This is a genomic window from Amycolatopsis solani, assembly GCF_033441515.1.
Classification (GTDB): Bacteria; Actinomycetota; Actinomycetes; order Mycobacteriales; family Pseudonocardiaceae; genus Amycolatopsis; species Amycolatopsis solani.
Window position 1 is genome coordinate 620,333 of sequence record NZ_JAWQJT010000002.1, and the last position, 15,330, is coordinate 635,662.

The following is a 15,330-nucleotide window of genomic DNA, read 5'->3' on the forward strand; positions in this document are numbered from 1 at the left end:
CGTGCTTCCCCCGGACGGCTGGGTTTCCCCCGCGCAGGGCTACTGCGGCGGCGCGTCCTGCTGCCCGCCGCCCTGCTTGTGCAGGAAGTCCTTCACCTTGTCGGAGCCCTGGTCGATCTTGTCGGAGTGCTCGCCGAACCGCTGCTTGGCGGCGTCGGCGGCCTTGTCGACACCCTGGTCGGCCTGCTCCGGGTTCTTCCCGAGCGCTTCCTTGGCCTTGTCGAACAGGTTCATCCGTCGTGCCTCCGTCCGGAATTCGATCTTCGGTCGTCCTGAGGAGAACACCGGCTCCCGGAGCCCGCAACCACCAGGCACCCGTCGCGGGGATTTCCGGTGTTTTCGCGGGTGAAAGCCGGTGGACGGGGTTTGACGCGGGGGGTTCGGGGTAGCGGCCGCGTCCTTCGCGGGTGGCGCGTGAACCGCGCGGGGCCGCGGCCCGTATACCGGGTGAGGATCGCCGGTCCCGCCGCACGGGCCGGGTGGTCACCGCCGCGAACGACTACGTGAGGCTCGCATGCTCGGAAGAACCGCCCCGGTCGCGCCCCTGCCGGACTTCGGCCTGCCCCGGCCCGGCCGTCGGCACGCCGTCGCGAGCGGGGTGCTCACGGTGCTGGCCGCGGTGCTGGTGCTGTTCGGCCTCCTCGCTCCGGACGACCTCACCGCGTTCTCCGCCGAAGCGCTCGTGCGGGTGCCGGTGGAAGGGGTCGTCGTCGCCGCGTTCGTGCTGGTCCTGCCGCCGCGGGCGCGCCGCGTCGTCGCCGTCCTGTTCGGTCTGGTGCTGGGGCTCCTGACCTTGATGAAGGCGCTCGACACCGGGTTCTACGCCACCCTCGAGAAGCCGTTCGACCCCGTCTACGACTGGAGTTTCTTCCACGCCGGCGTCGAGTTCCTGGCCGGTCAGATCGGGGACGCGGCCACCATCGGCGCGCTCGCCGGGGCCGTCGTGCTCGCGGTGGCCGTCGTGGTGCTGATGGTGCTGGCGGTGCTGCGGCTCTCGCGGGTCGCCGCCGGGCGCCGGACCGCGGCGACGCGGGTCGTGGCGGTGCTCGGGGTCGTCTGGATCGTCTGCTCGGTGCTCGGCGTCGAGATCGCGCCGGGGCAGCCGGTGGCCGCCCAAAGCGCCGCCGCGCTGGCCTACGGCGATCTGCGGCAGGTGGGCGCCGACCTGCGGGAGCAGCGCCCGTTCGGCGAGGTGGCCGCGGCCGACGCGTTCCGCGGCACCCCCGGCGACCAGCTGCTGAACGGCCTGCGCGGCAAGGACGTCGTGCTCACGTTCGTCGAAAGCTACGGCCGCGTCGCGCTCGACGACCCGGCGTTCGGCCCGAAGATCGGCGCGACGCTCGACGCGGGCACCGCCGAGCTGCGCGCGGCGGGCATCGGCGCGAAGAGCGCGTTCCTGTCCTCCTCGACGTTTGGCGGTGGCAGCTGGCTGGCCCACTCGACGGTGCAGTCGGGCATGTGGATCGACAACCAGCAGCGCTACAACGACCTCCTCGCCAGCGACCGGCTCACCCTCGGCGGGGCGTTCCAGCGCGCGGGCTGGCGGACCGTCTGGGACGTGCCCGCGCACACCAAGGACTGGCCCGAGGGGCAGAAGTTCTACCACCCGGAGGCCTACTACGACGCCCGCGGCATCGGCTACCACGGCCCCGGTTTCGCCTACGCGACCATGCCCGACCAGTTCACGCTGTCGATGCTGCAGCGCAAGGAACTCTCGAAGGCGGGCCCGGTGATGGCCGAAGTCGACCTCGTGTCCAGCCACGCCCCCTGGTCGCCCCGCCCCTGGCTGGTCGACTGGAACCAGGTCGGCGACGGCTCGGTCTTCGCCCCGATGCCGGCCGCGGGCGAGGCCCCGGAATCGGTCTGGAAGGACCCGGCGAAGATCCGCGACGCCTACCGCGACGCCACGGACTACTCGCTGAAGACGCTGATCTCGTTCGTCCAGCACTACGGCGGCGACGACCTGGTGCTGGTCTTCCTCGGTGACCACCAGCCGCCGGTGGTCACCCCGCAGGGCGCGGTGCACGACGTGCCGATCACCATCGTGGCGAAGGACCCGAAGGTGCTGGACCGGATCGCGGGCTGGGGCTGGACGGACGGCCTGCACCCGGCCGCGCAGGCCCCGGTGTGGAAGATGGATTCGTTCCGCGACCGCTTCCTGACGGCGTTCGCCCGCTGATCGTCGTTTTCGGAGCCGCCGGGGTTTTCGCCATCCGTCCAGGGGCGCGGGCTAGCCCGGATGGAGCAGTGTCGTGACTTTCCGCTGCGCGCGGATTCACTGGCCCGATGAATTGCCGGTAATTCTTCCGCAGTTCTACGCTCATAAACGTCGGGTTTCTCCGCGTCGAGGAGTGTTCATGCGAAGGAAATTGGCGGTTCTCGGGGTCGCTTTGTTTTCGCTGTTCGGTTTGACGGTCGTGCCCGCGGCCGCGGCCGGCGGCGACTTCGCGCCACCCGGCTGCTTCGGGGAGCGGTACGGGCTCCTCTTCGGACAGGGCGTCTCGGTGAGCTGCTTCCCCGGTGAGGGGTACGGCTACCGCGTGATCGCCCACTGCGCCAGCGGCAACGCCTTCTGGTTCGTGGCCGGGGAATTCGTGCCCTACGGGTTCGGCCCGGCGGTCGCGGAATGTTCGGGTGCGCTGCTGGTGCCGGCGCGAGTGGTCACCTACCAGGTCGACGAAATCTGATTCGGGCACGGAACCGTCCGGCCACCCATTTCCGGGGTGGCCGGGCGGTGTCGTGCTGTTCACAGAACGCGGCGGTCGTCCATGGCGTCGCGGTCCCAGTCGATTCCGAGTCCGGGCGTTTCCGGCGCGGCTGCCTCCGGTGCCGAACGTGGCGGAGTAGCAGGGTGCAGAATCCTATAGGATAGATGATCCTGGCCGGACGGGATGTGAGCTGTCAACGACGAGGGACGGTCGTGCACGTTCGCTGCCCCGCGGTCTCCGGTTCGGGCCGGTGCCCGTCGCGCCGTGCTGTACTTGGTCCAGACCTTCGTCGGCGCGGACGGGTGATCCCGGCTCGCGCTTCTTCGCGTGCCCGGAAACCCTTGGCCCGCAGGGGAACCATCCATCCAGTCCGCAGTGGACAGTCGTTCGCTCCCGCGAATTCCGGACAGAAGACCGGACAAATCTGGACCCGCCGCGCACCGCCCCGCACACTCGGCGCACGGTGAGTTTCTTTCCCCCGGTCCTGGAGGAGTCCCCATGCGTCGAAGAATCGCCATCGCCCTCGGCGGCGCCGCCGTCCTGACGGCGTCCCTCGCTTCCGCCTCGCTGAGCCCGGCCGTCGCCTCGCCCGGGCTGATCTCCGCCATGCAGCGGGACTTCGGCCTGACCGCCGCCCAGGCCGAAACCCGGCTCGGGCAGGAAACGTCCGCCGCGCGGGTGATGCCGGCCGCGCAGCAGGCGGCGGGTGCCGCGTTCGGCGGCGCGTGGTTCGACCCCGCGCTCGGCAAGCTCGTCGTCGGCGTGACCGACCCGGCCGCCGCCGACGCCGTCCGGAAAACCGGCGCCGAACCCACCACCGCGCGGGTCAGCGCGGCGAAGCTCGACGCCGCCAAGGCCGCGATCGACGCCTCCGCCAAGGCCGACCCCGCCCCGGCCGCCGTCAGCGGCTGGCGCGTGGACCCGCGGGCCGGCAGCGTCGTGGTCACCCTGCAGCCAGGTGCGCGCGGGGCCGACGTCGACGCCTTCCTGGCCCGCGCCGCGAAGGCGGGCCCGGTCACCGTGGCGAGCGCGCCGGCCGCGCAGCCGTTCTCGGCGGGCACCGTCGGCGGCGACCCCTACTACATCAACGGCAACACCCGCTGCTCGATCGGGTTCTCCGTGCAGGGCGGCTTCGTCAGCGCCGGCCACTGCGGCGGCGCGGGCAGCTCGGTCGTCGGCTGGGACGGCTCGGCGATGGGCAGCTTCGCCGGCTCGTCCTTCCCCGGCAACGACTACTCGTTCATCCGCATCGGCAACGGCTGGTGGACCGCGCCGGTCGTGCTCGGCTGGGGCACGGTCAGCGACGCGCTCGTCCGCGGCTCCTGGGTCGCGCCGGTCGGCACCTCGGTGTGCCGCTCGGGCTCGACGACGCACTGGCACTGCGGCACGGTGCTCGGCCTCAACGAGACCGTCAACTACTCCCAGGGCGCGGTCTACCAGATGACCCGGACCAACGTCTGCGCCGAGCCCGGCGACTCCGGCGGCTCGTTCATCACCGGTGACCAGGCACAGGGCGTCACCTCGGGCGGCTGGGGCAACTGCAGCTCGGGCGGCGAGACGTGGTTCCAGCCGGTGAACGAGATCCTGCAGACCTACGGCCTGTCGCTCGTCACGGCGTAGGAAAAATCTCCGGCGGCGGCCGATGAATCCGTCGGCCGCCGCCGGTAGGTACCGGTGAGGCCGCGCCAAGGGGGCGCGGCGGGAACCACCGGGAGCAGTCATGAGTGTGATCGTCACCGAGTTCGTCACCCTGGACGGCGTCGCGGAGGACCCGGACGGCTCGGGTGGCACGGCCACCGGAGGCTGGGCGTTCCGGCACGGGCCCGAGGCGGTGGCCGGGGACAAGTTCCGGCTCGGCACCCTGCTCGAAACCGGCACCCTGCTGCTCGGCCGCACCACGTGGGAGCTCTTCTCGAAGCTCTGGCCCGGCCGCACGGACGAGTTCTCGGCCCGGCTCAACGCGGCGCGGAAGCTGGTCGTCTCGCGGACGCTGACCGACGTGACGGCGTGGCAGAACTCCGCGCTGCTGCGGGGAGATCTCGCCGAGGCGGCCGAGCGGCACGACGGCGACCTGATCGTCATCGGCTCGCTCGGGGTCGCGCAGGCGCTCGCGCGGCACGACCTGGTCGACGAGTACCGGCTGCTCGTGTTCCCGAGTGTGGCGGGGGAGGGCCGACGGCTCTTCGAAGCCGCCGTCGACCTGCGGCTGGTCTCCAGCACGCCGGTCGGTTCCGCGGTGCTGAGCACCTACCGGACGCGCTAGGTCCGCAGCAGGCTCCCGAGCCAGCCGCCCAGCACCTGCTGGACCTCGGCGCGCGTCCGCGCCGGGTCCTCGGCCGCGGCGATCATCCGCGCCGCTTCCATCACCGCGCTGAGCACGAGCTGGGCCAGTGCGTGGACGGGCTGGTCGACGATCAGCCCGTCCGCCCTGGCCTGCTCCAGCACCGACACGAGCAGGCCGAGCCCGTACTCCGCCTCGATTTCGCGCCAGACGTCCCACCCCAGCACGGCCGGGGCGTCGGTCAGCGAGATGCGGCGGACCTCCTCGCGCAGGCAGGCGTCGAGGAAGACGCCGAGGCCCTGCAGCAGGCCGCTCAGCGGGTCCGCGGCGCCGGCGAACGCGGCTTCGACCTCTGCGGTCAGCTCGCGCTCGAGCTCCTCGACGACGGCGCGGAACAGGCCCTGCTTGTCGGCGTAGTGGTGGTACAGCGCGCCCCGGGTGACCCCGGCCGCGCGGGTGATCTCGTCCGCCGGCACGGCCTGGTAGCCGCGGGTGGCGAACAGTTCGCGCGCGGCGGCGACCAAGGCGGCCTTCGTGCCGGCGGAACGGTCCTGCTGGGTACGTCGCACCCGCCTAATCTGCCATGACGCCCGCGAACTCGACGACGTGACGGGCCAGCACGGCGGGCTGGTCCTCGGAGATGAACGTATAGGAGTCCGGCACCTCCACGAGTTTCGCGTCCGGCAGCAGCGCGGCGAGCCGGTGGGCCAGCCGGATCGGGAACAGCTTGTCCTCCGGCGCCCAGGCGAGCAGCACCGGCCGGTCGAAGGTCTTCAGCCGCTCCGCGGCGGCGAGCGTGTGCCGGGGGTGGACGTCCTCGAGCAGCTTGCGCAGGTCCCGCCGCACCCCGGCCGACTTCCGCAGCTGCCCGAGGTAGGACTGCGCGACGGCGTCCGGCAGTGGCCGCTTGGTCACCCACCCGAACAGCAGCGGAAGCCGGTAGAGCGCGCGGATCCGCAGCAGCTGCCCGAGCACGGCCATCGACCCGGGCACCCGCGCGATCGGCGGCAGCGCCTTGAAGATCGGTGGGAAGAAGTACTCGAAGCAGTCCGACGGCGTGAGCACCACCCGCCCGACCCGCTCCGGACGGCGGCTCAGCATGATCTGCGTCAGCGCGCCGCCGGTGTCGTTCGCGACGAGCGTGACGTCGCGGAGGTCGAGCGCCTCGAGGAAATCGGCGATGACGTCGGCGTTCCCGGTGGGGGAGAGGTCGGCGCCGGTGCGCATCGGCAGGTCGTGCGCGCCGAGCGGCAGGTCCGGCGCCAGGCACCGGAACCCCGCCGCGGCGACGTCGGGGACCACCTTCCGCCACAGTTCCGCGTTCGTCAGCACGCCGTGGACGAACACCACCGGGGCGCCCGAGCCCCGTTCGAAGTACCGCACTTCGCCGGCGGGCAGCCGGACGCGGTGCTCCTGGCCCAGGGATTCGCTGCGGTCCGTCATGAGGGCAGGTTACATGCGTGGTGTATGTATGTAAATGAGTGCGACGACGAACTGATCGCGGATCGGCCAGGTGGGAAGTGATGCGGTGGGCCCCCGGACTTGGCTTCGGGGAAAGGTCGGATCCGGGGGCACCACCGCCCGCGGGACAGCTGACACGGTGTCCTGCGGTGGACTCACCCTACGAACCGCCGGCGCGTCTGACCAGGGCCTCGATGCGGTGTCGAAGGTTTGTCGCCCGGTCGGAGACCGGACCTACTGAGAGTGGTTCGTGGTAGCCTGAAGTTGAAACTTCAATCGATTGCGAGTCCCGATGTCGATCTTTCGCCTGAACCACGCCGTGCTCTACGTCCGGAGCCTGGCGGAAAGCGTCGCGTTCTACCGGGACGTGCTGGGTTTCGGTTACATCGACGGCGGCGACGCCCACCGCGGCGCCGCCTTCCTGCGGGCGCCCGGCTCGACCAACGACCACGACCTCGGGCTCTTCGAAATCGGCGCCCACGCCGAGGACTCCGGGGCGGGCCAGACGTCGGTGGGGCTCTACCACCTCGCGTGGGAGGTCGACACCCTCGGCGACCTCGAGCGGATCGCCGGCCGGCTCCGCGAGGCGGGCGCGCTGGTCGGGTCGTCGGACCACGGGACCACGAAGTCGTTGTACGCCAAGGATCCCAGCGGCATCGAGTTCGAGGTGGTCTGGATCATCCCGCGCGAGCTGCTGACCGACGACGACCGCGCGAAGAGCGCGGCCATCGGGCGGCTCGACCTGGCGGGGGAGCTGGCGAAGTACGGCCCGGACGCGCGCAGCGGCGTGGGCATCTCGCGCTGAGGGGGACCCGGCGGCGCGTGGGCGCCGCCGGGCACTCCCCGCGTCAAGCCGTGACGCCGGCCCGTTCCGGCCGCGCTTCCCGCTGCCGGGTGGTGAGGTTGCCGAGCGCGAAGCGGCCGGGGCCGACGAACGCGACGACGAGCAGCGACCAGCAGAAGAGCGTCGCGGCCTCGCCGCCGTTCTGGATCGGGAACAGGCCGTCCGGGGCGTGCGAGGTGAAGTACGCGTAGGCCATCGAGCCGGAGCCCAGCACGGCGGCGACCCGCGTGCCGAAGCCGACGCAGACGAGCACGCCGCAGACGAGCTGGATCAGCGCGGCCCACCAGCCCGGCCAGGCGCCGACGGCCGTGGGGGCCTTCGCGCCGAACAGGCCGAACAGGGTCTTGAGGCCGTGGCAGGCGAACAAGAAGCCGATGACGATGCGGTACAGCCCGATGATGTGCTCGCGGGCCGGGTCCAGGCGGTGCATGGTGCCTCCGATGTCGGTGCTGGCGGCATCGAACCGGCCGGGGGAGGGACCGGCCGCTGCGAATGAGGTGCCCAGAGATATACCGCTCGTGAGTGACCGACGACAAGGGTCTAAAGTCGGTTAAGCACATTTTAAGTAATGGTATTCCCTGATTTTTCCCGCTGTACGCAGCGAAAACCGCCGTCCGGGTGATCTTGATCAGGTGGTCCAGACCAGTTTGGGGAGTGGTCCGGTTCCGTGTTTCGAGAATGTTTCGGAATATTGACCGGTCTCATTGTTCTGAGAAAATTCTGAGAAGTGACACTCCGCACCGCGGGTGACTCGGCTCGGCGTCGGCGCGGCCGGCTCCCGATGCACGTTCGACTTGATCGACGTGTTCGTTGAAGAGCTTGATCCACGACCCCGTAGAGTGGCTCCATGGTGGACGAAGAAGTCGTCTCGGAGCGCATCCGGCAGATCGCCGCCACCCTCGCGGACCGCGCGGGCGAGCTGACCGGTGAACTGGTGCAGCTGTACGCCGCCGACCTGCCGCAGCTGGTCAACGACGACGAGCGCATGGTGAGCCTGCTGTCGGCGAGCGTCTACCAGAACATCGAGACCGCCCTGCAGATCTTCCGGCACGGCATCGACCCCGCGACCGTCGAGCCGCCGGCCGCGGCGATGGAGTACGCGCGGCGGCTGGCGCAGCGCGGCACGCCGGTGTTCGACCTGATCCGCGCGTACGACCTCGGCCAGGCCGCGATGCTCGACTTCGGGTTCCAGGAGTGCATCCGGGTGGTCGACGACGCGGCCCTGCTCGGCGCGATGATGCGCCGGCTGCTCAAGGTCGCCTACGAGTTCATCACCCGGGTGGTCCGCCAGCTCGTCGGCGTCTACCAGGACGAACGCGACCGCTGGCTGCTCAACCGGAGCGCCGCGCGGGCGGCCAAGGTGCTGGACCTGCTCGGCGAGAACGGCGGGCCCGCGGACGTCGACGCGGCCGAGGCGGTGATCGGCTACCGGCTGCGCGGCACGCACGTCGGGCTGGTCGTCTGGCACGCGTCCGAGGCCCACGACGTGCTCTCGCACCTCGAGTCGGTCGCGGGCGCGGTGCTCCAGCGGGCCGGCGGCGAAGGCCGTCCCCTGTTCGTGCCCCGCGACGAATCCGGAGCGTGGGCGTGGCTCCCGGTCGAGTCGGTCCGCCGCGAGCACCTCGACGCGGCGCTCGCGGACGCCGACCCGGGCGTGCGGGTGACCGTCGGCGACCCGGGCACCGGCGTCGGCGGCTTCCGCGACACCCACCAGCAGGCCCGCCGGGTGCACGCGCTGGCGCTCGCCGCCGGTGAGCACTGCGACCGCGTCCTGACCTTCCGGGACGTCGGCACGGTGGCGCTGATGACGAGCGACCTCAACGCGGCCCGCCTGTGGGTCGCGAGCACGCTCGGGCCGCTGTCGGCCGACGACGAGAACTGCGGACGGCTGCGCGAGACGCTGCGGGTGTTCCTCGCCTCCGGCGGCAGCTACACCGCGTCGGCCGCCGAGCTGACGATGCACAAGAACTCCGTCCAGTACCGCGTCCGCAAGGCGCAGGAGCTGCTGCCGCGCGGGCTCGGGGAGGGACGGCTCGACGTCGAGCTGGCGCTCAACCTCTGCCGGCGACTCGGCTCGGCGGTGCTGTCCGCGGTGTGAGTTTGGTGTCGCGGACCACCGGTGGCGAAGATCGTTGGGTCGCGGGCACGAAGCCGTGATGGGCCGATCGGCCTACCTTTCGGCTATGGGTGAGAACAGTGGGATGCTCGCGCTGGTCCGGCTGCGCCGAGGCGTCGTCGGCGAAAGCAGACGCGTCTGCCACTTGATCCCCGTGCCCGCCGGCCCGGTCCCCGGGCACCTGACGGCACTGTGCGGCGAGTCGATCTTCCCCGGCGAGGCCGAGGTGCTCGACGGGCTGCGCGGCATGCCGTGCCACACGTGCCTGATGGAGAGCGCCCCGGCGGGCGGGAACTTTTTGGCGAACGCGGGCTGAGCCGCGCCGGCCCCGCGCACTGAAGGGGACTTTCCTGGCATCTGATGCCAGGAAAGTCCCCTTCGGTTCATCAGACGTACTGAACGTCCCCTTCAGGTCAGAGCGAGCCCCAGGCCCGGGCGCGCTGGAGCAGGCGGTCGCGGACCAGGCTGACCGCCAGACGCGGCGGGGTGGCGCGGGTGACCAGGTACCAGGTGTTCAGGGGCGGCGTCTCGGGTTCGTGGACCAGTTCGACCGAACCCGCTTCCAGTGCGGCGGCCGCGAGGTAGCGGGGCAGGACCGTCGCGCCCGCGCCGGCGATCACCACGGCCAGGATCGCGCGCAGGTCCGGGACCACCACCGCGGCGCGGTTCGGCGGGCGCCTGCCGAACTCGCTGCGCCAGTAGCGGCGGATGATCGGCAGCTCGTCGGCGTACGCCACGAGGGGCAGCTGCGCCAGCGCGCCGACCGGGTCGGCCGCCAGCCGGGCCGGGTCCACGCCGCGGGCCAGTGCCGGGGCGGCTACCAGGACGAACTCCTCGTCGATCATCGGCGTCGCGGTCAGCGTGCGGTCGCGGGGCCGCACCGACGAGACGACCAGGTCGAGGCGGGCGGCGGTGAGCGCGGCCAGCAGTTCCTCGGCGAGGCCGAGCGTCACCGTGAGCTGGAGCCCGCGCGTGGTCAGCGGGGTGAGCGCGGGCAGCACCCTGGTCGCCATCGCGTCGCTCGCGCCGCCGAGCGCGACGCGGTCGAGCGGGACCGTGTCGTCCTGGCCCTCCGTGAGCGCCCCGCGCAGCTCGTCGATCCGGGTGCCGATGCGCGCGGCCAGCTCGGCCGCGCGGCCGGTCGGCGCGGCCCCGTGGCGGGACCGGGTGAACAGCGGCTCGCCCAGTTCCTTCTCCAGCCGGTTCAGCTGCCCGGTGACGGCGGGCTGGGTCAGCCCGAGCTCCGCCGCGGCGGCCGAGAGCGAGCCGCGGCGGTAGACCTCGAGGAACGTGCTGAGCAGATCCAGACTTGGCACGCAAGCCGCCTTCCATAAGCAACGTTATGGATGGTACCGGCCGCCGCGGACTACCCGTCGGGCTCGCCCGGTTGAGCACGGCGTGCGGGGCACCTGGCCCCGCGGACAAGGAAAACCCCGACATGGCACGGATTCTCATGATCGTTTCGGCCGCCGACCGGCTGCGCCTGGCCGACGGCACCGACCACCCGACCGGCTTCTGGGCCGAGGAGGTCGCCGAGTCGCACCGGGTGCTCACCGAGGCCGGGCACCGCGTCGACATCGCCACCCCGGACGGGCGGCGGCCGGTCGCCGACCCGGTCAGCTTCGACGAGCGCGGCGGCGTCGACCCCGTGACCGGCTCGAAGTACCGCGCCTACCTCGACGCGCTCGACGACTTGGCCGTGCCGCGGAAGCTGGCCGATGCGACGGCCGACGGCTACGACGCGCTCTACCTGCCCGGCGGCCACGGCCCGATGACCGACCTGGTGGCCGATCCCGCGCTCGGGCGGCTGCTGGCCGAGGCGGACGACGAAGGCAAGCTCGTCGCGGCGCTGTGCCACGGCGTCGCCGGGCTCCTCGCCGCCCGCCGGGACGACGGGACGTTCGCCTTCGCCGGGCGCGCGATGACGTCCTTCAGCGACGAGGAAGAGCGCCAAGGCGGCTTGGGGGAGCGGACCCCGTTCTTCGTCGAGGCCCGGCTGCGCGAGCAGGGTGCCGAGGTGACGCCGGGCGCGCCGTGGTCGAGCACGGTCGTCGCCGACCGGAACCTCGTCACGGGCCAGAACCCGCAGTCCAGTGTGGACACCGCGGTCCGCGTCGCGCGAATGCTCGATTCTGGATCGATTTCGTGAAATGACCTGTCGGTGAATATCCGACCGGCGAACTCCGCAATTCGGGAGCGTCACGGGCGGTAGCCGAGTGAGTGTCCACAGTGGTAACCGGGCGCACTTCGATCATGGATCGCGTGGCGAACTGCTGCTTCTGGTCCAGGATCGATAGGTCATTCGGCTGAACTCTGCGGATTGCGTATCCCCACGCGGCGTCTTGAGCCTTAACCTTGCGTGATTCTTCGCCATGAATCGCACTGGGGAGTGAGATGAAGTCGACGTCACCGCCGTGGTTTCCGCGCGCCCATTCGCCGTCGGGAGCCGACGCCGAGCGATGACGCAAGACGGCTGCATCACACGTTTCGCGGAAATCGCGCGGCAGTCGCCCGACCGGATCGCGGTCGTCGAGCACGACTCGGCGGTGCGCTACGCGCGGCTGGCCGGGCTGGCCGGCGGGCACGCCGCCCGGCTGCTCGACGCCGGGGTCCGGCCGGGCGAGTTCGTCGGCCTGCTCACCGGGCACGGGACCGCCGCCATCGCCGCGATCCTCGGCACGCTGGCCGCGGGCTGCGCGTACGTCCCGCTCGACCCGACGTTCCCGCGGGACCGGCTCGCCCACCAGGTCGCGACGGCCCGCGTGTCGGCGGTGCTCGCCGATCCCGAGCACGTCGTCCTCGCGGAAGCGTTGTGCCGCAGCACTTCCGCGCGGGTCGTCCGGTCCGGGACGGACACCGCGCCGCTGCCGGTGCCCGGCCCGGACCCGGACGCGCCGGCCTACGTGCTGTTCACCTCCGGCTCGACCGGCCCGCCCAAGGCGGTCGCGCAAACCCACCGCAACCTGATGCACGTGGTGGACAACCAGATCGCGACGCTCGGCATCACCGCCGCCGACCGGCTCAGCCTGCTGGCATCCTTCGGCTTCGACGCGGCGATCCCGGACCTCTACCCGGCGCTGCTGACCGGTGCCGCGGTGGTTCCGGTGGACGTCCGCGCCCACGGCGTGGCCCACGCCGCGCGCGAACTCGCGCGGCACCGGGTCACCGTCTACCACTCGACGCCGACGGTCTACCGCTACCTGCTGGACGCGCTCGACGGCACCCTGCCGTCGGTGCGGACCGTCCTGCTGGGCGGTGAACAGGCCACCTACGCCGACGTCCGCCGCGGTCGCTTCGCGCCCGATTGCGTCTACGTCAACGGGTACGGCGCGACCGAGGTGACCTTCGCCGCGCAGTACCGGCTGACCGCCGCCGACGTCCCCGATGGCGCCACCGGCCCGCTGCCGATCGGCACCGCGCTGCCCGGCTACGCGCTCACCGTGCTCGACGGCGGCGAGCTCGAAGTCAGCGGCGAATACCTGGTCGACGGCTACTTCGACCAGCCGGGCCCGGCGTTCGGCACCACCGGCGGCGGCGTCCGCCGCTACCGCACCGGCGACCTCGGCGAGGTCCGGCCGGACGGGCAGGTCGTCTGCCTCGGCCGCCTCGACCGGCAGGTGAAGGTGCGCGGGTTCCGGGTCGAGCTGACCGAGGTCGAAGCCCGCCTCGGCGAACAGCCCGGCGTCGCCGAAGCCCGTGCGATCGTGCGGGACGGCGAGCTGCTCGCCTACGTCGTCCCGGCCGGGGAACCGGACGTGCCGGCGTGGCGGGCCGCGCTGGCCGAGACCCTGCCCGGGCACTCGGTGCCCTCCGCGATCGTCGCCGTCCCGGCGTTCCCGCTCACCGTCACCGGGAAGCTAGACGAGGAAGCGCTTCCGGACCCCCGCCCGCCCGCCCCCGTCGCGGCCCCGCCGATGACCGAGGCGCAGCGGCGGGTGCACGCGATCTGGTCCGCGGTGCTGGGGCACGACGGCTTCGGCACCGACGACGCTTTCTTCGACGTCGGCGGGCACTCCCTGCTGCTGGGCCGGGTCCAGCAGCGGCTGGCCGCGGAATCCGGTGTGGACGTTCCGCTGCTCGGCCTGCTGGCCCACCCGACGGTCGCGGCGCAGGCCGCCTACCTGGAACCGGCCACTGCGGACGGTCCCGGCGCCGAGCCTGCCGAACCCGGCGACGACGAGCCCGGCAGCGACCTGATCGCCGTCGTCGGGCTGGCCTGCCGGTTCCCCGGCGCGCCGGACGCCGACGCGTTCTGGTGGAACCTCTGCGCGGGCGTCGACGCGATCCACGACTACACCGACGACGAGCTGGCCGCGCTCGGCATCGGGCCCGGCCTGCGCGCCGACCCCGCGCACGTGCGGGCTGGCGGCCGCCTGGACGGGGTCGAGGACTTCGACGCCGGGTTCTTCGGGTTCACCGCGGAGGAAGCGGCGCGCACCGACCCGCAGCACCGGCTGTTCCTGGAGACGGCGTGGCGGGCGCTGGAGGACGCGGGCCGCGACCCGGCGCGCGAAACCGGTCCGGTCGGGGTGTTCACCTCCGCCGGGGTCAACCGGTACTTCCTCTTCCACCTCTTCGGGAACCCGGCGGTCACCGGCGACGTCGACCCGGACGACTGGGAGGGCAGGCTGCTCGGGCGCCAGCTCACCGACCACCTGCCCGGGCAGGTCGCCTACCGGCTGGGCCTGACCGGGCCCGCGGTCGCCGTCCAAAGTGCCTGTTCCAGCTCGCTCGCCGCGGTCGGCCTGGCCGCGCAGAGCCTCGCCGAATACCGCTGCGACCTGGCGATCGCCGGCGGCGTGAGCGTGACGTGGCCGCGATACCGCGCCGGCGGTCTCGCGTCGGCGGACGGGCGCTGCCGCTCGTTCGACGTCGCGGCGGACGGGGCCGGGTTCGGGTCCGGCGCCGGGGTCGTGGTGCTGCGGCGGCTGTCGGACGCGCTCGCCGACCGCGACCACATTCACGCCGTGCTGCCCGGCTGGGCGATGACCAACGACGGCGCCGACCGCGCGGGCTACGCCGTGCCGAGCCCGGCGGGCCAGGCGGCCGCGGTCGCCGAGGCGCTGGCCGTGGCCGAGGTCGACCCGGCCGAGGTGCGGCTGATCGAAGCGCACGGCAGCGGCACCCCGCTGGGCGACGCGATCGAAGTCGCCGCGCTCAACCGGGTGTACCGCGACGCCCCGCCCGGCACGTGCGCGCTCGGCTCGGTCAAGACGAACATCGGGCACCTCGACGCGGCCGCCGGGGTGGCCGGCCTGATCAAGACCGTCCTTGCGGTGCGCCACGGCGTGATCCCGCCGAACCTGCACTTCACCGCACCGCACCCGGAGGTCGACCTGGCGGGCGGCCCGTGCTTCGTGCCGGTCAAGGCGACCGACTGGCCCGAGTCGCCCCGCCGGGTGGCCGGGGTCAGCGCGTTCGGCCTCGGCGGGACCAACGTCCACGTCGTCGTCGAAGAAGCGCCGGCCCCGGGCCCGCGCGTGACGGCCGAGGGGCCGCACGTCCTGCCGGTGTCGGCGCGCGACCCGGAAGCCCTGCGCCAAGCCCTTTCCGCGCTGCGGGACCGGCTCGCCGCCGATCCACCGGACCTCGCCGACGCCGCTTACACCCTCGCCGTCGGACGCCGGGAGTTCGCTTGCCGCGCGGCCGTGGTCGCTTCGACCGCCGGCGAAGCCGTCGCTGCTCTCGCCACCCTCCTGGCCGAGGGTGGCGAGGTCGCCGGGCCGCCCGGTGCGGCACGGGAGCTGGCGCTGCGCTGGGCCGGTGGCGCCGACGTCGACTGGACCGCCCGCCACGACGGCGCGGAGCCGGGCCGGGTGCCGCTGCCCGGCTACTCGTTCCAGCGCACCAGGTTCTGGATCGACCCGCCGGTTCCGGGACACCACCCGTGAGCCGCACGCACGTCCACCCGGCCGCCACC

Annotated in this window: 14 protein-coding genes; 9 read left to right on the top strand and 5 right to left on the bottom strand. The window is 72.5% G+C overall.

The window, feature by feature from the left end; genetic code table 11:
* Positions 1-39 precede the first annotated feature (39 nt).
* Positions 40-234 carry an antitoxin gene (locus tag SD460_RS23540; RefSeq protein WP_290058903.1) on the bottom strand — a complete coding sequence of 65 codons (195 nt, stop codon included), beginning with the start codon at positions 232-234 and terminating at the stop codon, positions 40-42.
* 280 nt (positions 235-514) lie between these two features.
* Between SD460_RS23540 and SD460_RS23545 the strand changes: the two genes are divergently transcribed.
* The 4 genes from SD460_RS23545 to SD460_RS23560 all read left to right on the top strand — a co-directional run bounded on the left by SD460_RS23545 (position 515) and on the right by SD460_RS23560 (position 4,971).
* The gene (locus SD460_RS23545; protein ID WP_318306744.1) at positions 515-2,179 is read left to right on the top strand and encodes an alkaline phosphatase family protein; all 1,665 of its coding nucleotides are present in this window, start codon (positions 515-517) and stop codon (positions 2,177-2,179) included.
* Positions 2,180-2,357: 178 nt separating this feature from the next.
* Complete coding sequence (locus tag SD460_RS23550; RefSeq protein WP_290058901.1) at positions 2,358-2,687, top strand: hypothetical protein; 330 nt, start codon at positions 2,358-2,360, stop codon at positions 2,685-2,687.
* A 519-nt stretch (positions 2,688-3,206) separates the two neighbouring features.
* Entirely contained in the window at positions 3,207-4,328 is a 1,122-nt protein-coding gene (locus SD460_RS23555; protein WP_290058900.1) for a S1 family peptidase, read from the top strand.
* Between the two features lie 100 nt (positions 4,329-4,428).
* Entirely contained in the window at positions 4,429-4,971 is a 543-nt protein-coding gene (locus tag SD460_RS23560) for a dihydrofolate reductase family protein (protein ID WP_290058899.1), read from the top strand.
* Here the strand turns inward: SD460_RS23560 and SD460_RS23565 are convergent.
* Together SD460_RS23565 and SD460_RS23570 are read right to left on the bottom strand one after the other, a co-directional pair.
* Positions 4,968-5,558: a TetR/AcrR family transcriptional regulator gene (locus SD460_RS23565; protein ID WP_290058898.1), complete on the bottom strand. Its 591-nt coding sequence runs from the start codon at positions 5,556-5,558 to the stop codon at positions 4,968-4,970. The two genes, SD460_RS23560 and SD460_RS23565, sit on opposite strands and share 4 nt — an antisense overlap.
* 4 nt (positions 5,559-5,562) lie before the next feature.
* Entirely contained in the window at positions 5,563-6,432 is an 870-nt protein-coding gene (locus SD460_RS23570) for an alpha/beta fold hydrolase (protein ID WP_318306745.1), read from the bottom strand.
* Positions 6,433-6,742: 310 nt separating this feature from the next.
* Between SD460_RS23570 and SD460_RS23575 the strand changes: the two genes are divergently transcribed.
* On the top strand, positions 6,743-7,255 hold the full coding sequence (locus SD460_RS23575) for a VOC family protein (protein WP_290058896.1): 513 nt from the start codon (positions 6,743-6,745) through the stop codon (positions 7,253-7,255).
* A gap of 43 nt (positions 7,256-7,298) precedes the next feature.
* Here the strand turns inward: SD460_RS23575 and SD460_RS23580 are convergent, their stop codons facing one another.
* On the bottom strand, positions 7,299-7,724 hold the full coding sequence (locus SD460_RS23580) for a DoxX family protein (RefSeq protein WP_290058895.1): 426 nt from the start codon (positions 7,722-7,724) through the stop codon (positions 7,299-7,301).
* A 417-nt stretch (positions 7,725-8,141) separates the two neighbouring features.
* Between SD460_RS23580 and SD460_RS23585 the strand changes: the two genes are divergently transcribed.
* Both SD460_RS23585 and SD460_RS23590 read left to right on the top strand, forming a co-directional pair.
* Entirely contained in the window at positions 8,142-9,392 is a 1,251-nt protein-coding gene (locus SD460_RS23585; protein ID WP_290058894.1) for a PucR family transcriptional regulator, read from the top strand.
* Between the two features lie 85 nt (positions 9,393-9,477).
* Positions 9,478-9,726, top strand: a complete 249-nt coding sequence (locus tag SD460_RS23590) for a hypothetical protein (RefSeq protein WP_290058893.1) — start codon at positions 9,478-9,480, stop codon at positions 9,724-9,726.
* Between the two features lie 97 nt (positions 9,727-9,823).
* Here the strand turns inward: SD460_RS23590 and SD460_RS23595 are convergent, their stop codons facing one another.
* Complete coding sequence (locus SD460_RS23595) at positions 9,824-10,726, bottom strand: LysR family transcriptional regulator (protein ID WP_290058892.1); 903 nt, start codon at positions 10,724-10,726, stop codon at positions 9,824-9,826.
* A gap of 122 nt (positions 10,727-10,848) precedes the next feature.
* On the opposite strand from SD460_RS23595, the gene SD460_RS23600 reads away from it, so the two are divergent.
* Positions 10,849-11,559, top strand: coding sequence for a type 1 glutamine amidotransferase domain-containing protein (locus SD460_RS23600; protein WP_318306746.1), 711 nt, complete (start codon positions 10,849-10,851; stop codon positions 11,557-11,559).
* Between the two features lie 310 nt (positions 11,560-11,869).
* Positions 11,870-15,301, top strand: a complete 3,432-nt coding sequence (locus SD460_RS23605; RefSeq protein WP_290058890.1) for a beta-ketoacyl synthase N-terminal-like domain-containing protein — start codon at positions 11,870-11,872, stop codon at positions 15,299-15,301.
* Positions 15,302-15,330 lie beyond the last annotated feature (29 nt).

Excerpts from the sequence above, each read along its gene's own strand:
- SD460_RS23540 (WP_290058903.1), bottom strand. The coding sequence starts at position 234 with ATGAACCTGTTCGACAAGGCCAAGGAAGCGCTCGGGAAGAACCCGGAG.
- SD460_RS23545 (WP_318306744.1), top strand. The coding sequence starts at position 515 with ATGCTCGGAAGAACCGCCCCGGTCGCGCCCCTGCCGGACTTCGGCCTG.
- SD460_RS23550 (WP_290058901.1), top strand. The coding sequence starts at position 2,358 with ATGCGAAGGAAATTGGCGGTTCTCGGGGTCGCTTTGTTTTCGCTGTTC.
- SD460_RS23555 (WP_290058900.1), top strand. The coding sequence starts at position 3,207 with ATGCGTCGAAGAATCGCCATCGCCCTCGGCGGCGCCGCCGTCCTGACG.
- SD460_RS23560 (WP_290058899.1), top strand. The coding sequence starts at position 4,429 with ATGAGTGTGATCGTCACCGAGTTCGTCACCCTGGACGGCGTCGCGGAG.
- SD460_RS23570 (WP_318306745.1), bottom strand. The coding sequence starts at position 6,432 with ATGACGGACCGCAGCGAATCCCTGGGCCAGGAGCACCGCGTCCGGCTG.
- SD460_RS23575 (WP_290058896.1), top strand. The coding sequence starts at position 6,743 with ATGTCGATCTTTCGCCTGAACCACGCCGTGCTCTACGTCCGGAGCCTG.
- SD460_RS23580 (WP_290058895.1), bottom strand. The coding sequence starts at position 7,724 with ATGCACCGCCTGGACCCGGCCCGCGAGCACATCATCGGGCTGTACCGC.
- SD460_RS23585 (WP_290058894.1), top strand. The coding sequence starts at position 8,142 with ATGGTGGACGAAGAAGTCGTCTCGGAGCGCATCCGGCAGATCGCCGCC.
- SD460_RS23590 (WP_290058893.1), top strand. The coding sequence starts at position 9,478 with ATGGGTGAGAACAGTGGGATGCTCGCGCTGGTCCGGCTGCGCCGAGGC.
- SD460_RS23600 (WP_318306746.1), top strand. The coding sequence starts at position 10,849 with ATGGCACGGATTCTCATGATCGTTTCGGCCGCCGACCGGCTGCGCCTG.
- SD460_RS23605 (WP_290058890.1), top strand. The coding sequence starts at position 11,870 with ATGACGCAAGACGGCTGCATCACACGTTTCGCGGAAATCGCGCGGCAG.